Genomic DNA, 19156 nt, shown 5'->3' with positions numbered 1-19156 from the left:
CACCCTGTTACGGTTCCCCGGGCAAGGGAAGGACTCGAAACGTGATTCTTGACAGATTCCGGCTCGACGATCAGGTTGCCGTGGTCACCGGCGCAGGCCGCGGCCTGGGTGCCGCGATGGCGATCGCTTTCGCGGAAGCCGGTGCGGACGTGGTGATCGCGTCGCGCACGCAGTCGCAACTGGAGGAGGTCGCCGAGCAGATCAAGGGCGTCGGACGCAGCGCGCACGTCGTGGTGGCCGACCTCGCGCACCCCGCCGACACCGCCACGCTCGCCGGCGCCGCGATCGAGGCGTTCGGGAAACTAGACATCGTCGTCAACAATGTCGGCGGCACCATGCCGAACGCGCTCCTGAACACCTCGACCAAGGACCTGCGCGACGCGTTCACCTTCAACGTCAGCACCGCACACGCGCTCACCACAGCAGCGGTGCCGCTGATGCTCGAGCACTCCGGCGGCGGCAGCATCATCAACATCACCTCCACGATGGGACGGCTGGCCGGCCGAGGCTTCGCCGCCTACGGAACGGCCAAGGCCGCGCTCGCCCACTACACCCGGCTCGCCGCGCTCGACCTGTGCCCGCGGATCCGCGTCAACGCGATCGCGCCGGGTTCGATCCTCACGTCGGCGCTCGACATCGTGGCGTCCAACGACGATCTGCGGAAGCCGATGGAGCAGGCCACCCCGATGCGCCGGCTCGGCGATCCGCAGGACATCGCCGCGGCGGCGGTGTACCTCGCCTCGCCGGCGGGCAGCTACCTGACCGGTAAGACGCTCGAGGTCGACGGCGGGCTGACGGTGCCCAATCTCGACATGCCGATCCCGGACCTGTGAAAGGACAGCCGTGACCATCAAAGTCGCCGCGATCGGCACCGGCAATGTCGGCAGGCACGCGCTGACCCAACTCATCAACGACCCGCAGTACGAGCTCACCGCGGTCTGGGTATCGTCGGATGGCAAGGCCGATAAGGACGCGGGTGAGCTTGCGGGACTGCAGGTTTCGACCGGCATCACCGCCACGACGGACCTCGATGCGGTGCTGGCGACCAAACCCGACTGCGCGGTCTACACCGCGATGGCCGACAACCGGCTGCCCGAGGCGCTCGAGGACTACCGTCGCATCCTCGCCGCCGGCGTCAACGTCGTCGGCAGCAGCGCGGTCTTCCTGCAGTACCCGTGGCAGGTGCTGCCCTCCGAACTCGTCAAGCCCATCGAGGAGGCCACCCAGACGGGCCAGTCGAGCGTCTTCGTCAACGGCATCGACCCCGGCTTCGCCAACGATTTGCTTCCGCTCGCGCTGGCCGGCACCTGCCAGAGCGTCGAGCAGATCCGGTGCATGGAGATCATCAACTACGACACCTACGACAGCGCGACCGTCATGTTCGACGTGATGGGCTTCGGCAAGCCGCTCGACGAGATCCCGATGTTGTTGCAGCCCGGCGTGCTGAGCCTGGCCTGGGGATCGGTGGTGAGGCAGCTGGCGGCGGGGCTCGGCATCGAACTCGACGAGGTGTCGGAAACCTATGTGCGCGAACCGGCTCCCGCGGATTTCGACATCGCGTCCGGCCACATCGCCAAGGGCACCGCGGCGGCGCTGCGCTTCGAAGTGCAGGGCATCAAGGACGGCAGGGTGGCCGTCGTGCTCGAGCACGTCACCCGGCTACGCGACGACCTGCACCCAGACTGGCCGCAGCCGGCGCAGGAAGGCGGTTCGTACCGCATCGAGATCACCGGCGAGCCGTCCTACACCGTCGACCTCTGCCTGAGCAGCCCGAACGGTGACCACAACCATGCCGGACTCGTCGCGACGGCCGCCCGGGTCGTCAACGCAATCCCGGCGGTTGTGGCGGCGCCGCCCGGCATCCGCACCACCCTGGACTTGCCGCTGATCACCGGAAAAGGGTTGTACGCTGTGCAGCAAGGCCGGGGTTAGACCAGACTAAGGACGTGCCTATGCGGACCACTCTTCGTTATCTCGCTCCGGCGATCGCTGCAGGCGGCATCGCGGCAGCGCTTGCGGCGGCACCGCTGGCCGCCGCCGAACCGGCCCCCAATCCCACGCTGCCGCAATGTGTCGACACCGGCGGCGCACAGGCCATCGGCGGTTCCACCACCGAGTGCGCCACGCCCGGCAACGTCTCCATCGACGCGACCCCCGCGCAGCAGGAGTACGTCGGCCCCTGGGGCAGCATGTGGGAAGGCGACGGCTTCTTCTTCCCGTGATCGTTCGGGACTGACGCTCAACATCTTTCGCAGCGCTCGCCGACCAGCGGCCGCTGAATAGAAGTGCCCTGGCCCGAGGAGGCCAACCATGAAGGCTCTTAGGCGTTACGCCGCACCGCTTTTCGCGGCCGGCGGTGTCTGCGCGTTCTCCCTCGTCGCACCCATCGCGGGCGCCGCGCCCGAATGCACCAACATCGGCCCGAACACCACGCAGTGCCAGACCAACGGAAGTTCGCAGATCGTCACGTCACCGTCGGTACAGACGAGCCCGTACTGGGGTTGGCCGTACGGCGGCGGTCTCGTCATCGGGCTCGGCGGCTGGCACAGGTAACCCCTTACCCCACGGCCGCACGGGTTTCGGCTACCCTAACTTTTCTATTCGCAGCTCCGGATAGAAAGAGGGTGGGGTGGCCGGAAACACCGAGGTGAAACTGCGGCCGAGTTGGCTGCTACTCGGACCGGCGTTCGTGGCCGCCATCGCCTACGTCGACCCCGGCAACGTCGCGGCGAACGTCAGCGCCGGCGCGCAATTCGGCTTCCTGCTGATCTGGGTGATCGTCGCGGCCAACACGATGGCCTGCATCGTGCAGTACCTCTCCGCGAAGCTCGGCCTGGTCAGCGGAATGTCCCTGCCCGAAGCGGTCGGCGACCGAATGGGGCGCCGCGCCCGGCTGACCTACTGGCTGCAGGCCGAAACGGTCGCGATGGCAACCGATCTCGCCGAGGTCGTCGGCGGCGCGATTGCGCTCCACCTTCTGTTCGACCTGCCGCTGCTGGTCGGCGGCATCATCACAGGCGTCGTGTCCCTGGTGTTGCTGATGGTGAAGGACCGCCGCGGCCAGAACTCGTTCGAACGCGTCATCACCGGCCTGCTGGCGATCATCGCGGTCGGCTTTCTCGCCAGCCTGTTCGTCGCTCACCCGCCGCTCGACGAAGCGGCCGCCGGGCTGGTGCCGAAATTCGCTGGCGCAGAGAGCGTATTGATCGCGGCGGCGATGCTGGGCGCGACCGTGATGCCGCACGCGGTGTATCTCCATTCGGGCCTGGCCCGTGACCGGCACGGCCACCCCGATCCCGGCCCGATGCGGCGGATGCTGCTGCGCGTCACCCGCTGGGACGTCGGCATCGCGATGGTCATCGCCGGCGCGGTGAACCTGTCAATGGTGCTGGTCGCGGCGACGAACCTGCGCGGTCAGGAGAACACCGACTCGATCGAGGGGGCGCACGCCGCGGTCAACGAGACACTCGGGCCGACGATCGCCCTGCTGTTCGCGATCGGGCTGCTCGCCTCGGGGTTGGCGTCATCGTCGGTCGGGGCTTACGCCGGCGCGATGATCATGCAGGGCCTGCTGCACCGCTCCATCCCGTTGGTGCTGCGCCGCCTCGTGACGCTGTTGCCGGCGTTGGCGGTGCTGGCGATCGGCCTGGACCCCAGCCGCGCGCTGGTGTTGTCGCAGGTGGTGCTGTCGTTCGGGATTCCGTTTGCGCTGATCCCGTTGGTGCGGTTGACCAGCGACCGCGCTTTGATGGGCGACGACGTCAATCACCGGGTGACGACCGCGCTCGGGTGGCTCATCGCCGGCCTGATTACCCTTTTGAACGTGGTGTTGATCTATCTGACGCTGACGGGTTGATGCACGCGTACTTCGCGTACGGCTCGAACCTCAACGTCTCGCAGATGGCGTTGCGGTGTCCCGATGCGGCCGATCCCCGGCCGGCGAGGCTTGCCGACCACGACTGGTTGATCAACGAGCGCGGCGTCGCGACGGTCGAGCCGTTCGACGGTTCCGAGGTGCACGGCGTGGTGTGGCAGCTCAGCGATCACGACCTGGCGGTGCTCGACAGCGCCGAAGGCGTTCCGGTGCGCTACCGTCGCGACCGGCTCACCGTGCACACCGACGACGGGCCCGCCGATGCGTGGGTCTACATCGACCATCGCGTCGAACCGGGCCCGCCGCGGGCCGGGTACCTCGAGCGGATCATCGACGGCGCCCTGCACCACGGACTGCCGCAGCGCTGGATCGAGTTCCTCAGGCGATGGGATCCGGCGCACTGGCCGGGCCGCACCGCTCAATCCGATCTGCCTGCCCCGGAGTCGCTTTCGGAACTCCTGGCGCAGCCCGGCATCGCCGAGGAGCGAATCCTGCGGTCCCGCTTCGGCTTTCTGGCCATTCACGGCGGTGGTCTGGAGCAGATGACCGATGTGATCGCCGAACGCGCCGCCGACGCCGCCGGCGCCTCGCTGTACGTGGTGCGCCACCCCGACCACTACCCGCATCACCTGCCGTCGGCGCTGTACCGGGCGCAGGAGTCCGAACGCCTCGCGGAGTTCCTCGATCACGTCGACGTCGCGGTGTCACTACACGGGTACGGCCGCATCGGTCGTAGCACACAATTGCTCGTGGGCGGGCGCAACCGCGCACTCGCCGAACACCTCGCGATGCACGTCGAAGTGCCTGGCTACCAGCTCATCACCGATCTCGATGCGATGCCTCGCGAACTGCGCGGGCTGCACCCCGACAATCCGGTCAACCGCGTCCGCGGGGGTGGCGCACAACTCGAGCTGACACCGCGCGTGCGGGGTATCAGCCCACGCAGCCAGTTGCCCGGCGACGACGGGCTCACGCCGGCCACATCGGCGTTGATCCAGGGGCTCGTCGCCTCCGCGCACTCCTGCGAACGACTCTCGGCCTGAGGACCCATCCGCGGCGCGAGCGGCTCCGAATACCGCTATGTGGATGGTTCCTACCTGTACCGCACCCGGACGGCGCACCTGCGGCGCGCGCCGGTGTACCACCATTTCGAGCATCACGGCTACAGCTGGCTCGTCGACCTCGACCGGCTGCCGAGACTCCCCCGGTGGCTGCGCCCGTTCGCGCGGTTCGACGCTCGTGACCATCTCGAAGGCGCCCCGGGCGAGACGCTGCGGCAGCGCATCGACGCGTTCTTGTTCGACCGCGGTGTCGACCTCGGCGGCGGGCGGGTCACCGCACTGCTGCAGGCGCGAGTCGCCGGCTATGTCTTCAATCCGGTCACGTTGTACTGGTGCCACGACGGCGAGGGCGTGCTGCGCCACATCGTGATGGAGATGCACAACCGTCACGGCGAACGGCACGCCTATCTGCTGCCGCCGAGCCCGGACGGTACGTCGATGGCGCCGAAGAAGCTGCGGGTGTCGCCGTTTTACGGCACCGACGGTCACTACCTTGTGCGCGCGCCGCACCCGGGCGATGAGGTGAACGTGACGGTGTCGCTGCACCGCGGCAGCGAACCGGCGTTCATCGCGACGGTGCGGGGCACGCGCCGACGCGCGAGCGTCGCCGAGGTGCTACGGATGCAGGCGCTGGCTCCGCTGGCGCCCCTGATGACCGCGCTGGAGTACCGGCTCCAACACCTGACGCTGCGACTGAGGCGTGTCCCCGTCGCCTCCACTGCCGATCGGCGCGGCGAAACCGCCACTCCGGCACCGACTTTCGTTGGCCACGCGGCCAGATCGCGATAACCGTGCCGGTACAGAGTCGGGTGGCTAGGCTACCGCTGGTGACCACGGACCTCGACGAACTGCTTCGCCGGGTCGCCGAACAGGACGTCGAGGCATTCGCCACCTTCTACGACCGCACCCGGGCGCGCGTGTTCGGCCTGGTGTCGCGCGTCCTGCGCGATCCTGGGTACAGCGAGGAGACGACGCAGGACATCTACCTGCAGGTGTGGCGCACCGCGGACGCCTACGACCCGGCGGCGGGCTCCCCGCTGGCGTGGTTGATGACGCTCGCGCACCGCCGCGCGGTCGACCGCGTGCGGTCCGAACAGGCAGCCACCCAGCGAGAGGATCGTTACGGCGCGGCCACCGTCGAACCGCCCGCCGATCACGTCGCCGACTCGGTGATCATGCGCGACGAACGCCGCCAGGTGGCCAACTGCCTGGGTTCGCTGACCGATGTGCAACGGGAGTGCATCCAATTGGCCTACTACGACGGGCTGACCTACGCCCAGGTCTCCGAGCGACTGTCGGCGAACCTGGCCACGATCAAATCGCGGATGCGCGACGGACTTCGCGGTCTGCGCAAGTGCTTGGGGATGGCATGACCGAGCCCATGGATTCCGACCTCGGCGCGCTGGCGGCGCCCTACGCCCTGAACGCGATGTCCGACACGGAACGCGAGGACGTCGACCGCCGGGTGGCGGCCGCCCCGCCGGCCGTCGCGCAGGCATTCACCGACGAGGTACGCAAGGTTCGCGAGGCCATGGCGGTGGTTTCGGCCTCGACCGCAACCGAACCGCCGCCGCACCTGCGGGAGCGTGTGCTTGCCGAGGTCGGCGGTGGACGAGAGCAACCGGTACGCCAGTTGCGGCCGCGACCCACCCGGTGGCAGAGGACGGCGCTGGCCGCCGCGGCCGTGCTCGTGGTGGGCCTCGGCGCGGTCGGTGTCGGCCTGGCCCTGCGGCCGACGCCCAAACCCTCGACCGCCGAGCAGGTGTTCGCCGCACCCGATGTGCGCACCGTCTCGGGCGAGATCCCGGGGGGCGGCACCGCGACGGTGGTGTTCTCCCGTGAGAAGGACGCCGGTGTACTGGTGATGAACAACGTCACCCCGCCGCAACCCGGCACCGTCTACCAGATGTGGTTGGTCGGCGCGGACGGTCCGCACCCGGCGGGCACGATGGACCCGCAGTCCGTTGCACCGTCGACCACTGCGGTGCTGCCCGATCTCGGCGACTCCAGCACCCTGGCGTTCACCGTCGAACCGCCGGGCGGTTCGGCGGAGCCGACCAGCGCGCCATTCGCCGAACTCCCGCTGGTCTGAGGCGTTGGCCTACGTTCCCGCCAGCGTCGCTTCAGCGGCCTCCGCGACGACGTCGCGCACATCGCCGCGGCGTTGCCACGCCCGCCGCTGACGCATGGCGCCGTTGCCGTCTTCGCTGACGCGGCGCAACCCGTCGGTGACAAGGTCGTAGTCGCCCACCGCCTCGAGCGCCGGCCGGACGTGCTCGACGAGGCGATCGAGCAGCTCGCGCGCGGGCACCCGCTGATGGCTTTCCATCAGGTCCACCGCATCGCCGTCGAGGCCGTCGCGCGCGGACTTCCAGTACGCGGCCTTGAGTGCGTGCGCGGACAGCGGCGGCGTCGGCTCGCCGCTGCGCTCGTCCTCCAGCGCGGTCATCACCGCGGCCCGGGTCAACGCGGCCAGCAGGACGGTCTCGTCCGCCGTCGCGGGCACGTCGGCGACACGCACCTCGATCGTCGGGAAGGTCTTCGACGGGCGCACGTCCCAATAGACCATGCCGTCGTCGAGCATCGCGCCGGCTTGCTGCAGCATCTGCACGACCGCGTCGTACTCGTCGACGGAGTCGAAATGCGGCGGCGGACCGGCGCTGGGCCAGCGCGCCCACAGCACGCTGCGCCAGCTGGCATAGCCGGTGTCGGAGTTGCGGTAGATCGCGGAGTTGGCGCTCAGCGCGAGCAGGCTGGGCAGCCAGGGTCGCAGCCGGTTGCTGACCCGGACCGCGGCTTCCCGGCTGGGCACCGCGACGTGGACATGGCAACCGCAGATGCCCTGTTCGTGGGCGATCATGCCGAACTTGTCGCCGATCTCGCGGTACCGCGGGGTGTCGGTGATCGGGAAATCCTGCGGCAGCGTCGGCGGCAGTCCGACCGCCAGCAGCTGAGCCCCGGCGGCCTGTGCGGCCTCTGCGGAGAGGCGACGCAGCCGAAGCAGTTGTTCGTGCAGGCTTCGGGTCGAGCCGACCACGTCGCTGGTGGTTTCGACCTGGCAGGTGGTCAGCTCGAGTTGCAGCTTCACACCGCGGTCGGCGGCCTCGCGCGCGACGGCCTCGTTGAGCGCGACCGGTTCACCGGTCGCCGGGTCGGCGAGCAGAAACTCTTCTTCGACACCGATGGTGGGATGAGTGGCCATAACTGAGGGGGTCGGAATATTGATCCGGCCCGTCGGAAAAGTTCACGACGGGCCGGATCGGGGCAGCAAGTCCTTTGGCTAGTGGACTTCGGTGATTCGAAGTCGGCGGCAGATGTATTGCCCAGCGCGTCTGCGTGCCAAACATTCTTTTGCCGGCCTGCGATCCTCCTACGATCGATTCGTGACCAAACCCTTCCGGTTCGGTGTGGGCCTGCAGGCCGCGCGCCGTCAGAAGTCAGTGCAGGACTGGGCGCGCCGCGCCGAGGACATGGGCTACGACATCGTGCACGTCGCCGACCACCTCTACACGACGGCGCCCTTTCCGATGATGACGGCGATGGCGATGGCCACCGAGCGCCTCCGCGTGGGCACCTTCGTGCTCAATGCCGGCTTCTATCGGCCCGCCCTGCTCGCGCGCGAGGTGACCACGCTGCGCGACCTGAGCGGGGGACGCTTCGACCTCGGGCTCGGAGCCGGCTACGTCAAGGAGGAGTTCGAACAGGCGGAGCTGCCCTACCCCACCGCCGGCCAACGCGTGGACTGGTTGGGTCATGTCACCGAACACATGGCAGAGCACGCACCCGATGTGCCGATCCTGATCGCGGGCAACGGTGACAAGCTGCTGACGCTGGCCGCACAGCGCGCCGACATCATCGGGCTGACGGGCGGCGCCCCGATCACCGCGACATCCGATCCGCTCGCCGACCGCATCGCGTTCGTGCGCGACGCCGCCGGAGACCGGTTCGACGATCTCGAACTCAACATCGCCGTCACGGCCATGCCGACCGACGATTCCGGCAGGCCCGACCTGTCGATCACCCGGCGGTTCCTACCACACCTGTCTGAGGAGGAGCTGCTGGCGACGCCGGCGGTGCTGTCCGGGTCGACGAGCGAGATCGCCGACACGTTGCGCCATTACCGCGACACGTACGGAGTCAGCTACATCACGGTCCAGCAGTTGCATGCGGAGCCGTTCGCGAAGGTGATCGCCGAGCTATAACGGTTGAGCCACAGCGGTATCGGCGGACCTCAACTCGAAGTCCGACCATTCCGGTTCGCGCACCGCGTCGTGATACTCGTAGAGCTTCCACGGGCTGACGGTGTGGATTTCGCCGCGGGCGTTCTTGAAGTACGAGTGCTCGATCGACGGGTGCGACCAGACGGTCATCTTGATCGCCTCCTGCGACCTGCGGCGCCACTCTTCGGTCGCGTCGACCTTCGGTTCGATCGAGTGAAGCCCGTCGGCCAGCGCGTCCAGACACTGTCCGATATAGCGCATCTGCAATTCGGAGTTGAAGATCAGGCTGCCGCCGTGCGCGAGATGGGTGCCGGGGCCGTAGGTGAGGAAGAAGTTCGGGAAGCCGGGAACCATGATCCCCCGATACGCGAACGGGCGGTCACCCCAGACGTCCCGCAGGTCGATCGGATTGCCGTCACCGTCGCGGCCGGTGATCCGAAGCGGCCACAGCACCTCGGTGGCCCGAAAACCGGTGGCGTACACGATCACATCGGCACGCCGCTCACGGCCATCAGCGGTCACCACGCCCGTCGGCGTGATCCGATCGATCGGTGTGCGAATCAACTCGACGTCGTCCCGCTTCAACGTTCGCAACCAGGTGCCGTCGTCCTGCAGCGTGCGTTTACCCGTTGCGGGATAGTCGGGCAGGACCTTGGCTTGCAGTTCGTCGTCACCGTCGACCTGACTGGTGATCCAGTCGGTGAACATCATCCGCGCGGCGGCGTTGATGTCGCTGACCGCGTAATCGCCTTGCTGGTATGCGGGATCGACACGGGCGGCGTCCAGCCCTTTGTCGGCGCCGGGCCACAGCAGTAGGAATCGGTACCAGCGGCTGTAGAACGGCAGGTGCTCCATCGCCCAGCGGGTGCCGTCGCCGACTTCCTCGTGGTACATCGGGTTCGGGAACATCCATTGCGCGGTGCGCTGGTAGACGTCGAGGTGCTCAACCCGGTCGGCGATCGCAGGTGCGATCTGGAATCCGCTTGCGCCCGCGCCGATCAGCGCGACGTGTCGGCCGGTCACGTCGACGGCGTGGTTCCACGCGGCCGAGTGAAACGCCGGACCGCCGAAGGTGTCTGCGCCGTCGATGTCGGGAACCTGGGGGCGGTTGAGCTGGCCGACCGCGCTGATGATCGCGCGCACGGTCACCCGCGAGATCCGGCCATCCTTGGCGCGCAGCGCGACGGTCCATGTGCCGGGTCCGTCGTCCCACTCGGCCGAGACCACCTCGGTCTCCCAGCGGACGTGCTCGCCGACGCCGTGCTTGTTCATTACGTCGACGAAGTACTGCCGCAGCTCCGGCTGCTCGGCGAAGTAGTGGCTCCAGTTGTTGCTGGGTTCGAAGCTGTAGCAGTAGAAGTGGTTGGCCACGTCGACGCGGGCGCCGGGATAGCTGTTCTCCCACCAGGTTCCGCCGGGCCCGGCGTTCTTCTCGACCACCGTGAACGGCAGGCCGGCCTGCTTGAGCCGAATTGCAGCGAGCAGGCCGGACTCACCGCAACCGATGACGAGCAAGGGTAGGTTCGCCGCGGCCTCCGGGTCGAGGGGTTCGGGTCGGCGAGGGTCGGCGCCGTCGAGATCGAGCTCCTCGGTCAGCAGCGGCAGATACTCCTCACCGACGGATTCGCAAGCGGCCCAATCCATCATCTGCTTGACGACGGACGCATCGAGCCGCGCGGGTTCGGGACAGCCGCGGTCGCGGTAGTCGGTGATCACGTCGAGCGCTTCCGCTCGCGCCCGAGCCTTGTCATCCTCGGACATGAAGCCCTGAACCTCGTTGAGGAACAACCCGGCCTGGGCGTAGTCGCGGATGAAGCGGGTGTCGCCGGTGATGTGCACGAGGCTGAGCAACAGCGTGGGAACGCTGACGTCCTCGAGTGCCCGCTGAATTTCGGCGGTCGACGTCGTGAACGGCATGCCCGCGTAGCGACTGCGCACGACAGATCCTCCTGACCGCAATGGTCTCTGCAATTACGGAACGAACAGTAGCGTAATCGACGTGGACTTCCCGCAGTGTCGTTTGGCGCGTCGCGCCCGGCACGACTGGTCCGCGCTGCTAGCGGGTGCCAGCCGGTAAGCTGCCAGCGGTCCGCCCTCGTAGCTCAGGGGATAGAGCACGGCTCTCCTAAAGCCGGTGTCGCAGGTTCGAATCCTGCCGGGGGCACTTTGTGTGTGTATTACTGCGGTTGATGCCGACGAGCTGGGCCGATGCTCAGACGCCGCTGCGCGTATCGATGACGCGCTGCGCGACGTCGGCGAGTTTGACGTTGCTGTCCTGCGAGAGTTGTTTGAGCATCTCGAACGCGCGCACCTCGTCGACGCCATAACGCTCCATGATGATGCCCTTGGCCTGGCCGATACGGTCCCTGGTGGCCATCGCCGACTGCAGCTGCTCGCCCTGCCGGCTGGCCAGTATCGCCGCAGCTGCATGGGCGGCCAGGACGGTGCCGATGACTTCGTCTTCGGCGTCGAAGGCGTGCGCCTTCGAGCTGAACATGTTGAGGGCGCCTGCGGTGCGGTCGGCAGTGTAGAGCTTGATCGAGAGCCCGCTGAGCACGCCGTGATCGACCGCCGCGGCTGCATACAACGGCCAGCGATCCTCATTACGGAAGTCGTCGGTGCGCAGGATCAGCTCGTTGAGGGCCGCCTCCACGCACGGTCCCTCGCTGAATTGCATCTGGATTTCGTCGAGCGTGTGCGGCAGCTCCGAGGTCCCGGCAACCGATTCGAACTTGCCCCCTCTACCGATCAGCAGCACCCCGACTGATTCCGCGCCCGGTATCAGCTCACACGCCGTCTCGGTGACGTCGTTCAGCACGTCATCGACGGTGCGCGGCGAAGCGGACACACGCGCCAATTCGGCCATCCGCTCGGCCAGCTCATGGGTACGCGGCTGCGTCATGCCGAGGAGTCTTCCCTTTTGGGCCGTCGACTACACGATTGTTTGCCGCTCGCCCCATCGGGCATGTCGAGTGGAAGCACGGGTGACGGTCGACCGTTACTCGCGCTGAGGTCTCGTCGGTTCAGACAGGCAGCCGACGGGGCCGCCCTCTTTCACCACTTAGGCAGGGTCACTCTCTTAGTTGTAGTACGGTCATCGGCATGGACGCATCCGATGTCTGGATCCTCGGCGGTTATCAGAGCGACTTCGCCAGGAACTTCAGCCGCGAAGGTCTGGACTACGCGGACCTGACCAGGAACGTTGTCGAGTCGACGCTCTCGGCGGCCAAGGTGGACGCTCCCAACATCGGGGTGGTGCACGTCGGCAACGCGTTCGGCGAACTGTTCGCTTTTCAGGGCCATCTCGGGGCGATGCCCGCCTCGGTGCACGAGGGGTTGTGGGACACACCGGCCGCACGACACGAAGCAGCCTGCGCGTCCGGCAGCGTGGCCGTCCTGTCGGCCATCGCCGATCTTCGGTCCGGGGCGTACCAGTCAGCCCTGGTGCTCGGAGTCGAGCTGGAGAAGACAGTCCCCGGTGACACGGGCTCGCGGCGCCTCGGAGCCGCCGCCTGGACCGGGCACGAGGGCGCCGACGCCAAGTTCATGTGGCCTTATATGTTCGACCGGGTGGCCGCCGAATACGACCGGCGCTACGGCATCGACGAGGCGCACCTGCGCGCCATCGCATCGCTGAACTTCGCCAACGCCCGCGCGAACCCGAATGCGCAGACCCGCGCTTGGTCTGTCCCCGATCCCCTGACCGATGACGATGCCACCAATCCGGTCGTGGAGGGCCGGTTGCGCCGCTTCGACTGCAGTCAGCTCACCGACGGCGCAGCGGGCGTAGTGCTGGCCACCAACGGGTTTCTCCGCGACCACCCGGACCTGCGGCCGCTGGGCCGCATCGCCGGGTGGGGTCACCGCACGGTCGGATTGGGGCTGCAGCAGAAATTCGATCGCGCGGCCGACGATCCGTACGTATTGCCACACGTTCGAGGTGCGGTTCTCGATGCCTTCGACCGCGCCCGCATCACGCTCGACGACGTCGACGGGTTCGAGGTTCACGACTGCTTCACCCCGAGCGAGTACCTCGCGATCGACCACCTCGGACTCACCGGGCCCGGCGAGTCATGGAAGGCCATCGAGAACGGCGAAATCGAGATCGGTGGGCGTCTACCGATCAATCCGAGCGGCGGCCTGATCGGCGGCGGACACCCGGTCGGCGCCTCCGGGGTGCGCATGCTGCTGGACGCGGCCAAACAGGTCAGCGGAACCGCGGAGGACTATCAGGTCGAGGGCGCAAACACGTTCGGCACCTTGAACTTCGGCGGCAGCACCGCCACCACCATCAGTTTCATCGTCGGGAAGGCATGACATGGGCAGCGCGAATGTGGAGATCGTCGGCAAATACCTGACGACACTTCCGGACGACGACGACCATCCGTACCGCACCGGGCCGTGGCGCCCGCAGAACACCGAGTGGGACGCCGACGACCTCCAGCCTGTCGAGGGCGAGATCCCGGCCGACCTCGACGGCGTCTACCTGCGCAACACGGAGAACCCGCTCCATCCGGCGCTGAAGTTCTACCACCCGTTCGACGGGGACGGCATGGTGCACGTGGTCGGCTTCCGCGACGGAAAAGCGTTCTACCGCAACCGGTTCGTCCGTACCGACGGTTTCATCGAGGAAAACGACGCCGGCGGGCCGCTGTGGCCCGGGCTGGCAGAGCCGATCCAACTGGCCAAGCGTGATTACGGCTGGGGCGCACGCACTTTGATGAAGGACGCGTCGAGCACCGACGTCCTCGTGCACCGCGGCGTCGCGCTCACCAGCCACTACCAGTGCGGCGACCTATACCGCGTCGACCCGTTCACCGGCGACACCCTTGGCAAGGAGGACTGGCGGGGCAAGTTCCCCGTGGATTGGGGCGTTTCGGCGCACCCCAAGGTCGACGATCGCACCGGCGAGCTGCTGTTCTTCTCCTACAGCAAGCAGGACCCGTATATGCGCTACGGCGTCGTTGACGAGGACAACAACCTCGTCCACCTCACCGATGTACCGCTGCCCGGTCCGCGGCTACCGCACGACATGGCGTTCACCGAGAACTACGCGATCCTCAACGACTTCCCCATGTTCTGGGATCCGAAGTTGCTCGAAGCCGACATCCACTTCCCGGGTTTCCACCCGGACATGCCGTCGCGGTTCGCCGTGATCCCCCGCCGCGGTGGCCCTTCCGACATCCGGTGGTTCGAGGCGGATCCGACGTTCGTGCTGCACTTCACCAACGCGTACGAGGACGGGGACGAAATCGTCCTCGACGGCTTCTTCCAAGGTGACCCGTCGCCCGTCGACACCAGGGCCGGCGACAAGTGGCAGCGGGCCTTCCGATTCCTGGCGCTCGACCGGCTGCAGACACGGCTGCACCGCTGGCGGTTCAACCTCGTCACCGGACAGACCACCGAGGAACAGCTGACCGACACGATCACCGAATTCGGCATGATCAACGGCGGTTTCGCCGGTCTCCCCTACCGCTACACATACGCGGCCACCGGCAAGCCGGGTTGGTTCCTGTTCGACGGATTGGTCAAGCACGACCTGGACACCGGCGCCGAACAACGGTTCAGCTTCCCCGACGGGGTGTACGGCAGCGAGACCGCGATGGCGTCGCGACCGGGGGCGATCGCCGAGGACGACGGATACCTCGTCACGCTCACGACGGACATGAACGCCGACGCCTCCTACTGCCTGGTGTTCGACGCCGCCAGGGTCGCCGACGGTCCCGTCTGTAAACTTCCTCTGCCGGAACGGGTCTCGAGCGGTACGCACTCCACGTGGGCCGCCGGGTCGGAGTTGCGGCGGTGGCGGGAGACCGATTCGGCAGCCGAGGCCGTCGGCCTCTAGGTGCCCGCACCCGACCCGAACGCCGTTGCCCGCATGCTCGGGCTGCTCGGAGACGAGTGGACGCTGCTCGTCATGCAGCAGTCGCTGCTGGGCGCGACACGGTTCGGGGATTTCAAGGCCCGGCTGCCGATCTCGAACTCGGTGCTGACCGCGCGGCTGCGAACGCTGACTACCGCGGGACTGCTCGAGCGGCGTCAATACCAGGACCGGCCACAACGTTTCGAGTACACCGGAACGCCCCGTGGTCGGTCGCTGTGGCCGGTGCTGCTCTCGATCTGGGAGTGGGAACGCCACTGGGTCCCCGATCACGCCGAGCCGTTACCCGCCATGCGCCACGCCGCGTGCGGCGCCGACTTCGCCCCGGTGGTGGTCTGCCGTTCCTGCGGCGAGCGGGCCGACGACAAAGATGTTGTCCCGCAGTGGGGTCCGAGCGGATCGTGGGAGCGATCTGTTCCCGCCGCGGCGCCGACGCGTCGACGCTCGGAGTCCGACCAGCACGCCGCGGCCGGCCTCTTCCCGCAGACGATGAGCGTCATGGGCAACCGCTGGGGCTTCGCGCTGCTGGTCGCGGCGTTCGTCGGCGTACGACGGTTCACCGACTTTCAGGTCCAGCTCGGCGCGCCGCCTGGGTCTATCGCCGACCGGTTGGCGATCTTCACCGCCAACGGCGTGCTCATCGACACCGGCAACCGGTACGACCTGACCGAGAAGGGTCGCGCGCTGTTCCCGGTGCTGATCTCTGCGCTGCAGTGGGCCCAGCGGTGGTTCCCGGACCCCGAGGGGCCCGCCGTCCTGCTGACACACACCACGTGCGGCGACCCCTTCACCGCCGTCTTCGCGTGCGATCAATGTGGCCGGGGGCTGGCCGGCGCACAGGTCTCGATGGTTCCGAATTCGTGAAGAATTTGTGCTAGCACTCTCATAGTGAGAGTGCTAAACTCGCTGGTGCGCACAGTGATTTGGCTGCCCGCCAGGGTGGCGGGCTCTGAGATACGTAGGAGGTGAATTGCTGTGCTTCGCTTTGATCCGTTCACCGAACTAGATGCTCTGACCCGGGGTCTGCTGACGAATCAGACCGGATCAAACCGTTCACCCCGGTTCATGCCGATGGACCTCTGCAAGGTCGATGACCACTACCTACTGACCGCCGATCTCCCGGGCGTCGACCCCGGTTCGGTCGATGTCAGCGTCGACAACGGCACTCTGACCATCTCCGCACACCGCACGGCACGCTCGGATGACGGGGTGCAGTGGCTGGCCAACGAGCGATTCTTCGGCACCTACCGCAGGCAGCTGAGCCTTGGCGAAGGCATTGACGCGTCGAAGATCTCGGCCACCTACGAGAACGGCGTGCTGTCCGTGACCATCCCGATGGCCGAGCGCGCGAAGCCGCGCAAGATCGACGTCGCCCACGGCGGCGGCCAGAAGTCGATCGAGACCACGACCGTCGAAGCCGGGTAACCGCACCTAGTCGAGACTGCGGTCAGATCGCGTTCCCGTCCGGTTCTGCGATCTGACCGCTGTCTCGGCGCGTCTCCGCGCGTCACGCGTGACGGTTCAACCGGTACTGCAGGTTGTTTCGCACGGCCGGCCATTCGACGTCAAGGATCGAGTACACGACCGTGTCGCGGCGCGACCCGTCGGGCAGCACCTGGTGGCTGCGCAGGATCCCGTCCAGTTTGGCGCCGAGCCGCTCGATGGCCGCACGGCTGGCCATGTTGAAGAAGTGAGTACGGAACTCGACTGCGACACAACCGAGTTCGTCGAACGCATGGCCGAGCATCAGCAGCTTGGTCTCGGAGTTGACGCCGCTGCGCCTCGCCGAGGCCACGTACCACGTGTTGCCGATCTCGAGCCGCCGGTTGGGTGCGTCGACGGCCATGTAGCTCGACGACCCCACCAGAGTCCCGTCGTGACGCCGCACCACGAACGTCAACCCGGTGTCGGGTGCCTGCACCGCCAATCGGGCGTCCACCCACCGCTCGACGTCTTCCGGTGCGGGCGCTGCGGTGAACCACAGCCGGCCGAGCTCACCGTCGGCGGCGACCGCCGCGATCTCCGAGACATGCTCTCGGCGCAGCGGTTCCAGGGTCACCCAGCGGTCGCCGGTCAAACCGACCGGCTGGACGAAACCGCTTCCGCCGTCTACCCGACCGTCGCCCACGAGGTCACCATCGCCCAGACCGACAGGACGGCCGCGACCACGGCCATGGCAGCGCCGATGTAGAGCCCGTAACCCGCGGACACGGGCGAGTACACGTAGAGCCGGTAATACCACACGGCCAGCACCACCAACAGAACCGAAATCGCCAGCGCGGCAGTCGATGCGAGGCGAGCCGAGAAGCCGCGGGCCGACATCGCCCCCGCGACGATCAATAACGACGCCAGCAGCACGATCAGCTGGCCCACCCCGAAGCCCGGCTTCGGCGCGGGCAGGTCACCGAAGATTCCACCGATCGCACTGACCCGACCGCCGTTCGCGGTCAACCACGGCAGCCATCCGCTCACGGAGACAATCGCCCCGCACAGGGCGACCAGCCATCCGGGGCGCACGCGCGGCATGCCACGAGCCTATCGGCTGGATCGCGCCGCAACGGTCTCTAGTCTTGAGTGTCCGACACCGAAAAGGCAGGTACTGGAATGGCCGATCTTCCGGACTGGGCACAACGCCTCGACCTGTCCCCCCACCCGGAGGGCGGCTGGTACAGGGAGACGTGGCGCAGCGACCTGACGGTGCCGCAGTCCGCGCTGCCGCCGGCCTATACCGGCCCGCGCAGTGCGGGCACCGCGATCCTCTTTCTGTTGATGCCGGGCCAGCAGTCGGCGTGGCACACCGTGCGCAGTGCGGAACTGTGGTTGTTTCACGCGGGCAGCCCGCTGCTGCTCGAGGTCGGACCCGAGCAGGACCGTGCCGCAGCCCATCTACTGGGCACCGACATCCTCGCCGGTGAGCAGCCCCAGTTCGTCGTGCCGCCGGGCCACTGGCAGCGCGCCCGCCCCCGCGACGACGAGCCGAGCCTCGTCAGCTGCGTGGTGGTGCCGGGCTTCGATTTCGCCGACTTCGAACTCGCGCCCCCTACCGGCTGATCGTCATCGCAGGCCCGCGCGCAGCCGTTCCAGCATCCGGCGGTCCCGCTTGGTCGGCCGCCCCGCACCGCGGTCGCGGGCCGCGAACTGCATCGTCTCGCTGACCGCCGGCTTCGGCGTCCGGTCGAGGTAACACGTCGACGCGTCCGCTGCGCCCACCCGCTTCTGAATCACCCGCAGCACCTCGACGACGCGGGTGGTCTGCCCGATTCGAGCCCGGACCTCGTCGCCGGGCGACACCATGGTCGCCGGCTTGGCGGGTCGACCGTTGACCCGGACGTGCCCACCGCGACACGCCTCTGCGGCATCCGGCCTGGTCTTGGCCAGCCGGACCGACCACAACCACCTGTCTACGCGGGTCGACTCCACGTCACCATCATGAACCCTCCACGGCAACCTTATTGTGACCTTATTTCTGCCTTATTTTTCTTAGAAAGAGGTGTACGGTGAGTCCACGCGGGCGCTCAGCGACGGAAGGAGCCCGACATGGATCACGATCCCGAACGCATCGTTCTGGTCACCGGCGGCTCGAGGGGGCTCGGCGCACGGGTCGCGCGCCAGCTCGGCAGCGTGGACACCCACGTCGTGGTGACACGCGACGTCTCCGACGAGGTCGAATCCGCGGAGGTGATCGAGGGCATCGCATCCCGCTTCGGCCGGTTGGACACCTTGATCCTCAACTCGTCGGATGTGCTCGACACCGGGGCGGATCCCGAGTGCGCGATGCGCCTGAACCGCGATGCCCAACGGCGCCTCGCGCTGGCGGCGCTCCCGTTGATGCCGGTCGGCGGCCGGATCGTGTTCGTCACCAGCCACCAGGCCCACTTCTTCCCCGACAAGGCGGTGCCCAAGGGCTATACCGCCGTCGCGGCGAGCATGCGGGCTGGCGAAACCGCCCTGCTGACAAGGCGTTCGGAGTTCCGCCAGGCCGGCGTCCAGCTCACGGTGGTGTCCGGCGACATGAGCCACATGACATTTGCCGACGCCGTCGTCGAAGCGGCCACCACGGCGAACCCGGCGAGCATCGTGTTCGTCGGCAGGACCGACTACTTGATGACCGCCTGACACT

At 67.6% G+C, this 19156-nt stretch carries 22 protein-coding genes and 1 tRNA gene; 17 read left to right on the top strand and 6 right to left on the bottom strand.

The genetic code is table 11. The features are described 5' to 3' along the window. Positions 1–41 precede the first annotated feature (41 nt). The 9 genes from A5752_RS15885 to A5752_RS15845 all read left to right on the top strand — a co-directional run bounded on the left by A5752_RS15885 (position 42) and on the right by A5752_RS15845 (position 7027). Positions 42–833: an SDR family oxidoreductase gene (locus A5752_RS15885; protein WP_067087385.1), complete on the top strand. Its 792-nt coding sequence runs from the start codon at positions 42–44 to the stop codon at positions 831–833. Between the two features lie 10 nt (positions 834–843). Continuing rightward, complete coding sequence (locus tag A5752_RS15880; RefSeq protein ID WP_067087382.1) at positions 844–1932, top strand: NAD(P)H-dependent amine dehydrogenase family protein; 1089 nt, start codon at positions 844–846, stop codon at positions 1930–1932. 20 nt (positions 1933–1952) lie between these two features. Further along, entirely contained in the window at positions 1953–2222 is a 270-nt protein-coding gene (locus A5752_RS15875; protein ID WP_067087379.1) for a hypothetical protein, read from the top strand. Between the two features lie 88 nt (positions 2223–2310). Continuing rightward, positions 2311–2553, top strand: a complete 243-nt coding sequence (locus A5752_RS15870) for a hypothetical protein (RefSeq protein WP_067087377.1) — start codon at positions 2311–2313, stop codon at positions 2551–2553. Between the two features lie 76 nt (positions 2554–2629). Beyond that, positions 2630–3856, top strand: coding sequence for an Nramp family divalent metal transporter (locus A5752_RS15865; RefSeq protein WP_067087374.1), 1227 nt, complete (start codon positions 2630–2632; stop codon positions 3854–3856). After that, the gene (locus A5752_RS15860; protein ID WP_067087370.1) at positions 3856–4917 is read left to right on the top strand and encodes a poly-gamma-glutamate hydrolase family protein; all 1062 of its coding nucleotides are present in this window, start codon (positions 3856–3858) and stop codon (positions 4915–4917) included. Before A5752_RS15865 ends, A5752_RS15860 begins: the two co-directional genes overlap by 1 nt. 39 nt (positions 4918–4956) lie before the next feature. Continuing rightward, positions 4957–5724, top strand: coding sequence for a DUF1365 domain-containing protein (locus tag A5752_RS15855; protein ID WP_067087366.1), 768 nt, complete (start codon positions 4957–4959; stop codon positions 5722–5724). Next, on the top strand, positions 5715–6308 hold the full coding sequence (locus A5752_RS15850) for a sigma-70 family RNA polymerase sigma factor (protein ID WP_082963914.1): 594 nt from the start codon (positions 5715–5717) through the stop codon (positions 6306–6308). The genes A5752_RS15855 and A5752_RS15850 overlap by 10 nt, the downstream gene beginning before the upstream one ends. Beyond that, positions 6305–7027 carry an anti-sigma factor gene (locus tag A5752_RS15845; RefSeq protein WP_067087360.1) on the top strand — a complete coding sequence of 241 codons (723 nt, stop codon included), beginning with the start codon at positions 6305–6307 and terminating at the stop codon, positions 7025–7027. The genes A5752_RS15850 and A5752_RS15845 overlap by 4 nt, the downstream gene beginning before the upstream one ends. A 9-nt stretch (positions 7028–7036) precedes the next feature. On the opposite strand, the gene A5752_RS15840 is transcribed toward A5752_RS15845, so the two are convergent. Continuing rightward, positions 7037–8137 carry a glutamate--cysteine ligase 2 gene (locus A5752_RS15840; RefSeq protein ID WP_067087357.1) on the bottom strand — a complete coding sequence of 367 codons (1101 nt, stop codon included), beginning with the start codon at positions 8135–8137 and terminating at the stop codon, positions 7037–7039. A gap of 181 nt (positions 8138–8318) precedes the next feature. Here A5752_RS15840 and A5752_RS15835 point away from each other — a divergent pair, with 181 nt between their 5' ends. Further along, on the top strand, positions 8319–9137 hold the full coding sequence (locus A5752_RS15835; protein WP_067087354.1) for an LLM class F420-dependent oxidoreductase: 819 nt from the start codon (positions 8319–8321) through the stop codon (positions 9135–9137). On the opposite strand, the gene A5752_RS15830 is transcribed toward A5752_RS15835, so the two are convergent. Beyond that, entirely contained in the window at positions 9132–11093 is a 1962-nt protein-coding gene (locus A5752_RS15830; RefSeq protein WP_067087351.1) for a flavin-containing monooxygenase, read from the bottom strand. The genes A5752_RS15835 and A5752_RS15830 overlap by 6 nt on opposite strands. 153 nt (positions 11094–11246) lie before the next feature. Between A5752_RS15830 and A5752_RS15825 the strand changes: the two genes are divergently transcribed. Beyond that, positions 11247–11319, top strand: a tRNA-Arg gene (locus A5752_RS15825). 48 nt (positions 11320–11367) lie between these two features. Here the strand turns inward: A5752_RS15825 and A5752_RS15820 are convergent. Beyond that, a complete protein-coding gene (locus tag A5752_RS15820) occupies positions 11368–12057 on the bottom strand; it encodes a GAF and ANTAR domain-containing protein (protein ID WP_067087348.1) in 690 nt (229 codons plus the stop codon). A gap of 200 nt (positions 12058–12257) precedes the next feature. Here A5752_RS15820 and A5752_RS15815 point away from each other — a divergent pair, with 200 nt between their 5' ends. The 4 genes from A5752_RS15815 to A5752_RS15800 all read left to right on the top strand — a co-directional run bounded on the left by A5752_RS15815 (position 12258) and on the right by A5752_RS15800 (position 16461). Further along, positions 12258–13472: an acetyl-CoA acetyltransferase gene (locus A5752_RS15815; RefSeq protein WP_067087346.1), complete on the top strand. Its 1215-nt coding sequence runs from the start codon at positions 12258–12260 to the stop codon at positions 13470–13472. A gap of 1 nt (position 13473) precedes the next feature. Continuing rightward, complete coding sequence (locus A5752_RS15810) at positions 13474–15000, top strand: carotenoid oxygenase family protein (protein ID WP_067087343.1); 1527 nt, start codon at positions 13474–13476, stop codon at positions 14998–15000. A gap of 33 nt (positions 15001–15033) precedes the next feature. Continuing rightward, the gene (locus A5752_RS15805; protein WP_067087437.1) at positions 15034–15900 is read left to right on the top strand and encodes a winged helix-turn-helix transcriptional regulator; all 867 of its coding nucleotides are present in this window, start codon (positions 15034–15036) and stop codon (positions 15898–15900) included. Between the two features lie 111 nt (positions 15901–16011). After that, positions 16012–16461, top strand: a complete 450-nt coding sequence (locus A5752_RS15800) for an Hsp20/alpha crystallin family protein (protein ID WP_067087341.1) — start codon at positions 16012–16014, stop codon at positions 16459–16461. An 82-nt stretch (positions 16462–16543) separates the two neighbouring features. Here A5752_RS15800 and A5752_RS15795 read toward each other — a convergent pair whose 3' ends face one another. Both A5752_RS15795 and A5752_RS15790 read right to left on the bottom strand, forming a co-directional pair. Continuing rightward, positions 16544–17164, bottom strand: a complete 621-nt coding sequence (locus A5752_RS15795) for a GNAT family N-acetyltransferase (protein WP_067087336.1) — start codon at positions 17162–17164, stop codon at positions 16544–16546. Further along, positions 17146–17562 (bottom strand): hypothetical protein, encoded by a 417-nt coding sequence (locus A5752_RS15790; RefSeq protein WP_067087333.1) that lies wholly within the window; start codon positions 17560–17562, stop codon positions 17146–17148. The genes A5752_RS15795 and A5752_RS15790 overlap by 19 nt, the downstream gene beginning before the upstream one ends. Before the next feature lie 78 nt (positions 17563–17640). On the opposite strand from A5752_RS15790, the gene A5752_RS15785 reads away from it, so the two are divergent. Beyond that, positions 17641–18087: a cupin domain-containing protein gene (locus tag A5752_RS15785; RefSeq protein ID WP_067087330.1), complete on the top strand. Its 447-nt coding sequence runs from the start codon at positions 17641–17643 to the stop codon at positions 18085–18087. Positions 18088–18090: 3 nt separating this feature from the next. On the opposite strand, the gene A5752_RS15780 is transcribed toward A5752_RS15785, so the two are convergent. Next, on the bottom strand, positions 18091–18456 hold the full coding sequence (locus A5752_RS15780; protein ID WP_082963913.1) for an RNA-binding S4 domain-containing protein: 366 nt from the start codon (positions 18454–18456) through the stop codon (positions 18091–18093). A gap of 117 nt (positions 18457–18573) precedes the next feature. Here A5752_RS15780 and A5752_RS15775 point away from each other — a divergent pair, with 117 nt between their 5' ends. Continuing rightward, positions 18574–19152 carry an SDR family oxidoreductase gene (locus A5752_RS15775; protein WP_067087325.1) on the top strand — a complete coding sequence of 193 codons (579 nt, stop codon included), beginning with the start codon at positions 18574–18576 and terminating at the stop codon, positions 19150–19152. Positions 19153–19156 lie beyond the last annotated feature (4 nt).

The sequence above is a fragment of the Mycobacterium sp. 852002-51961_SCH5331710 genome (assembly GCF_001665535.1).
In the GTDB taxonomy this organism is placed as follows: Bacteria; Actinomycetota; Actinomycetes; order Mycobacteriales; family Mycobacteriaceae; genus Mycobacterium.
This window is presented reverse-complemented; position numbering and strand designations above follow the sequence as displayed.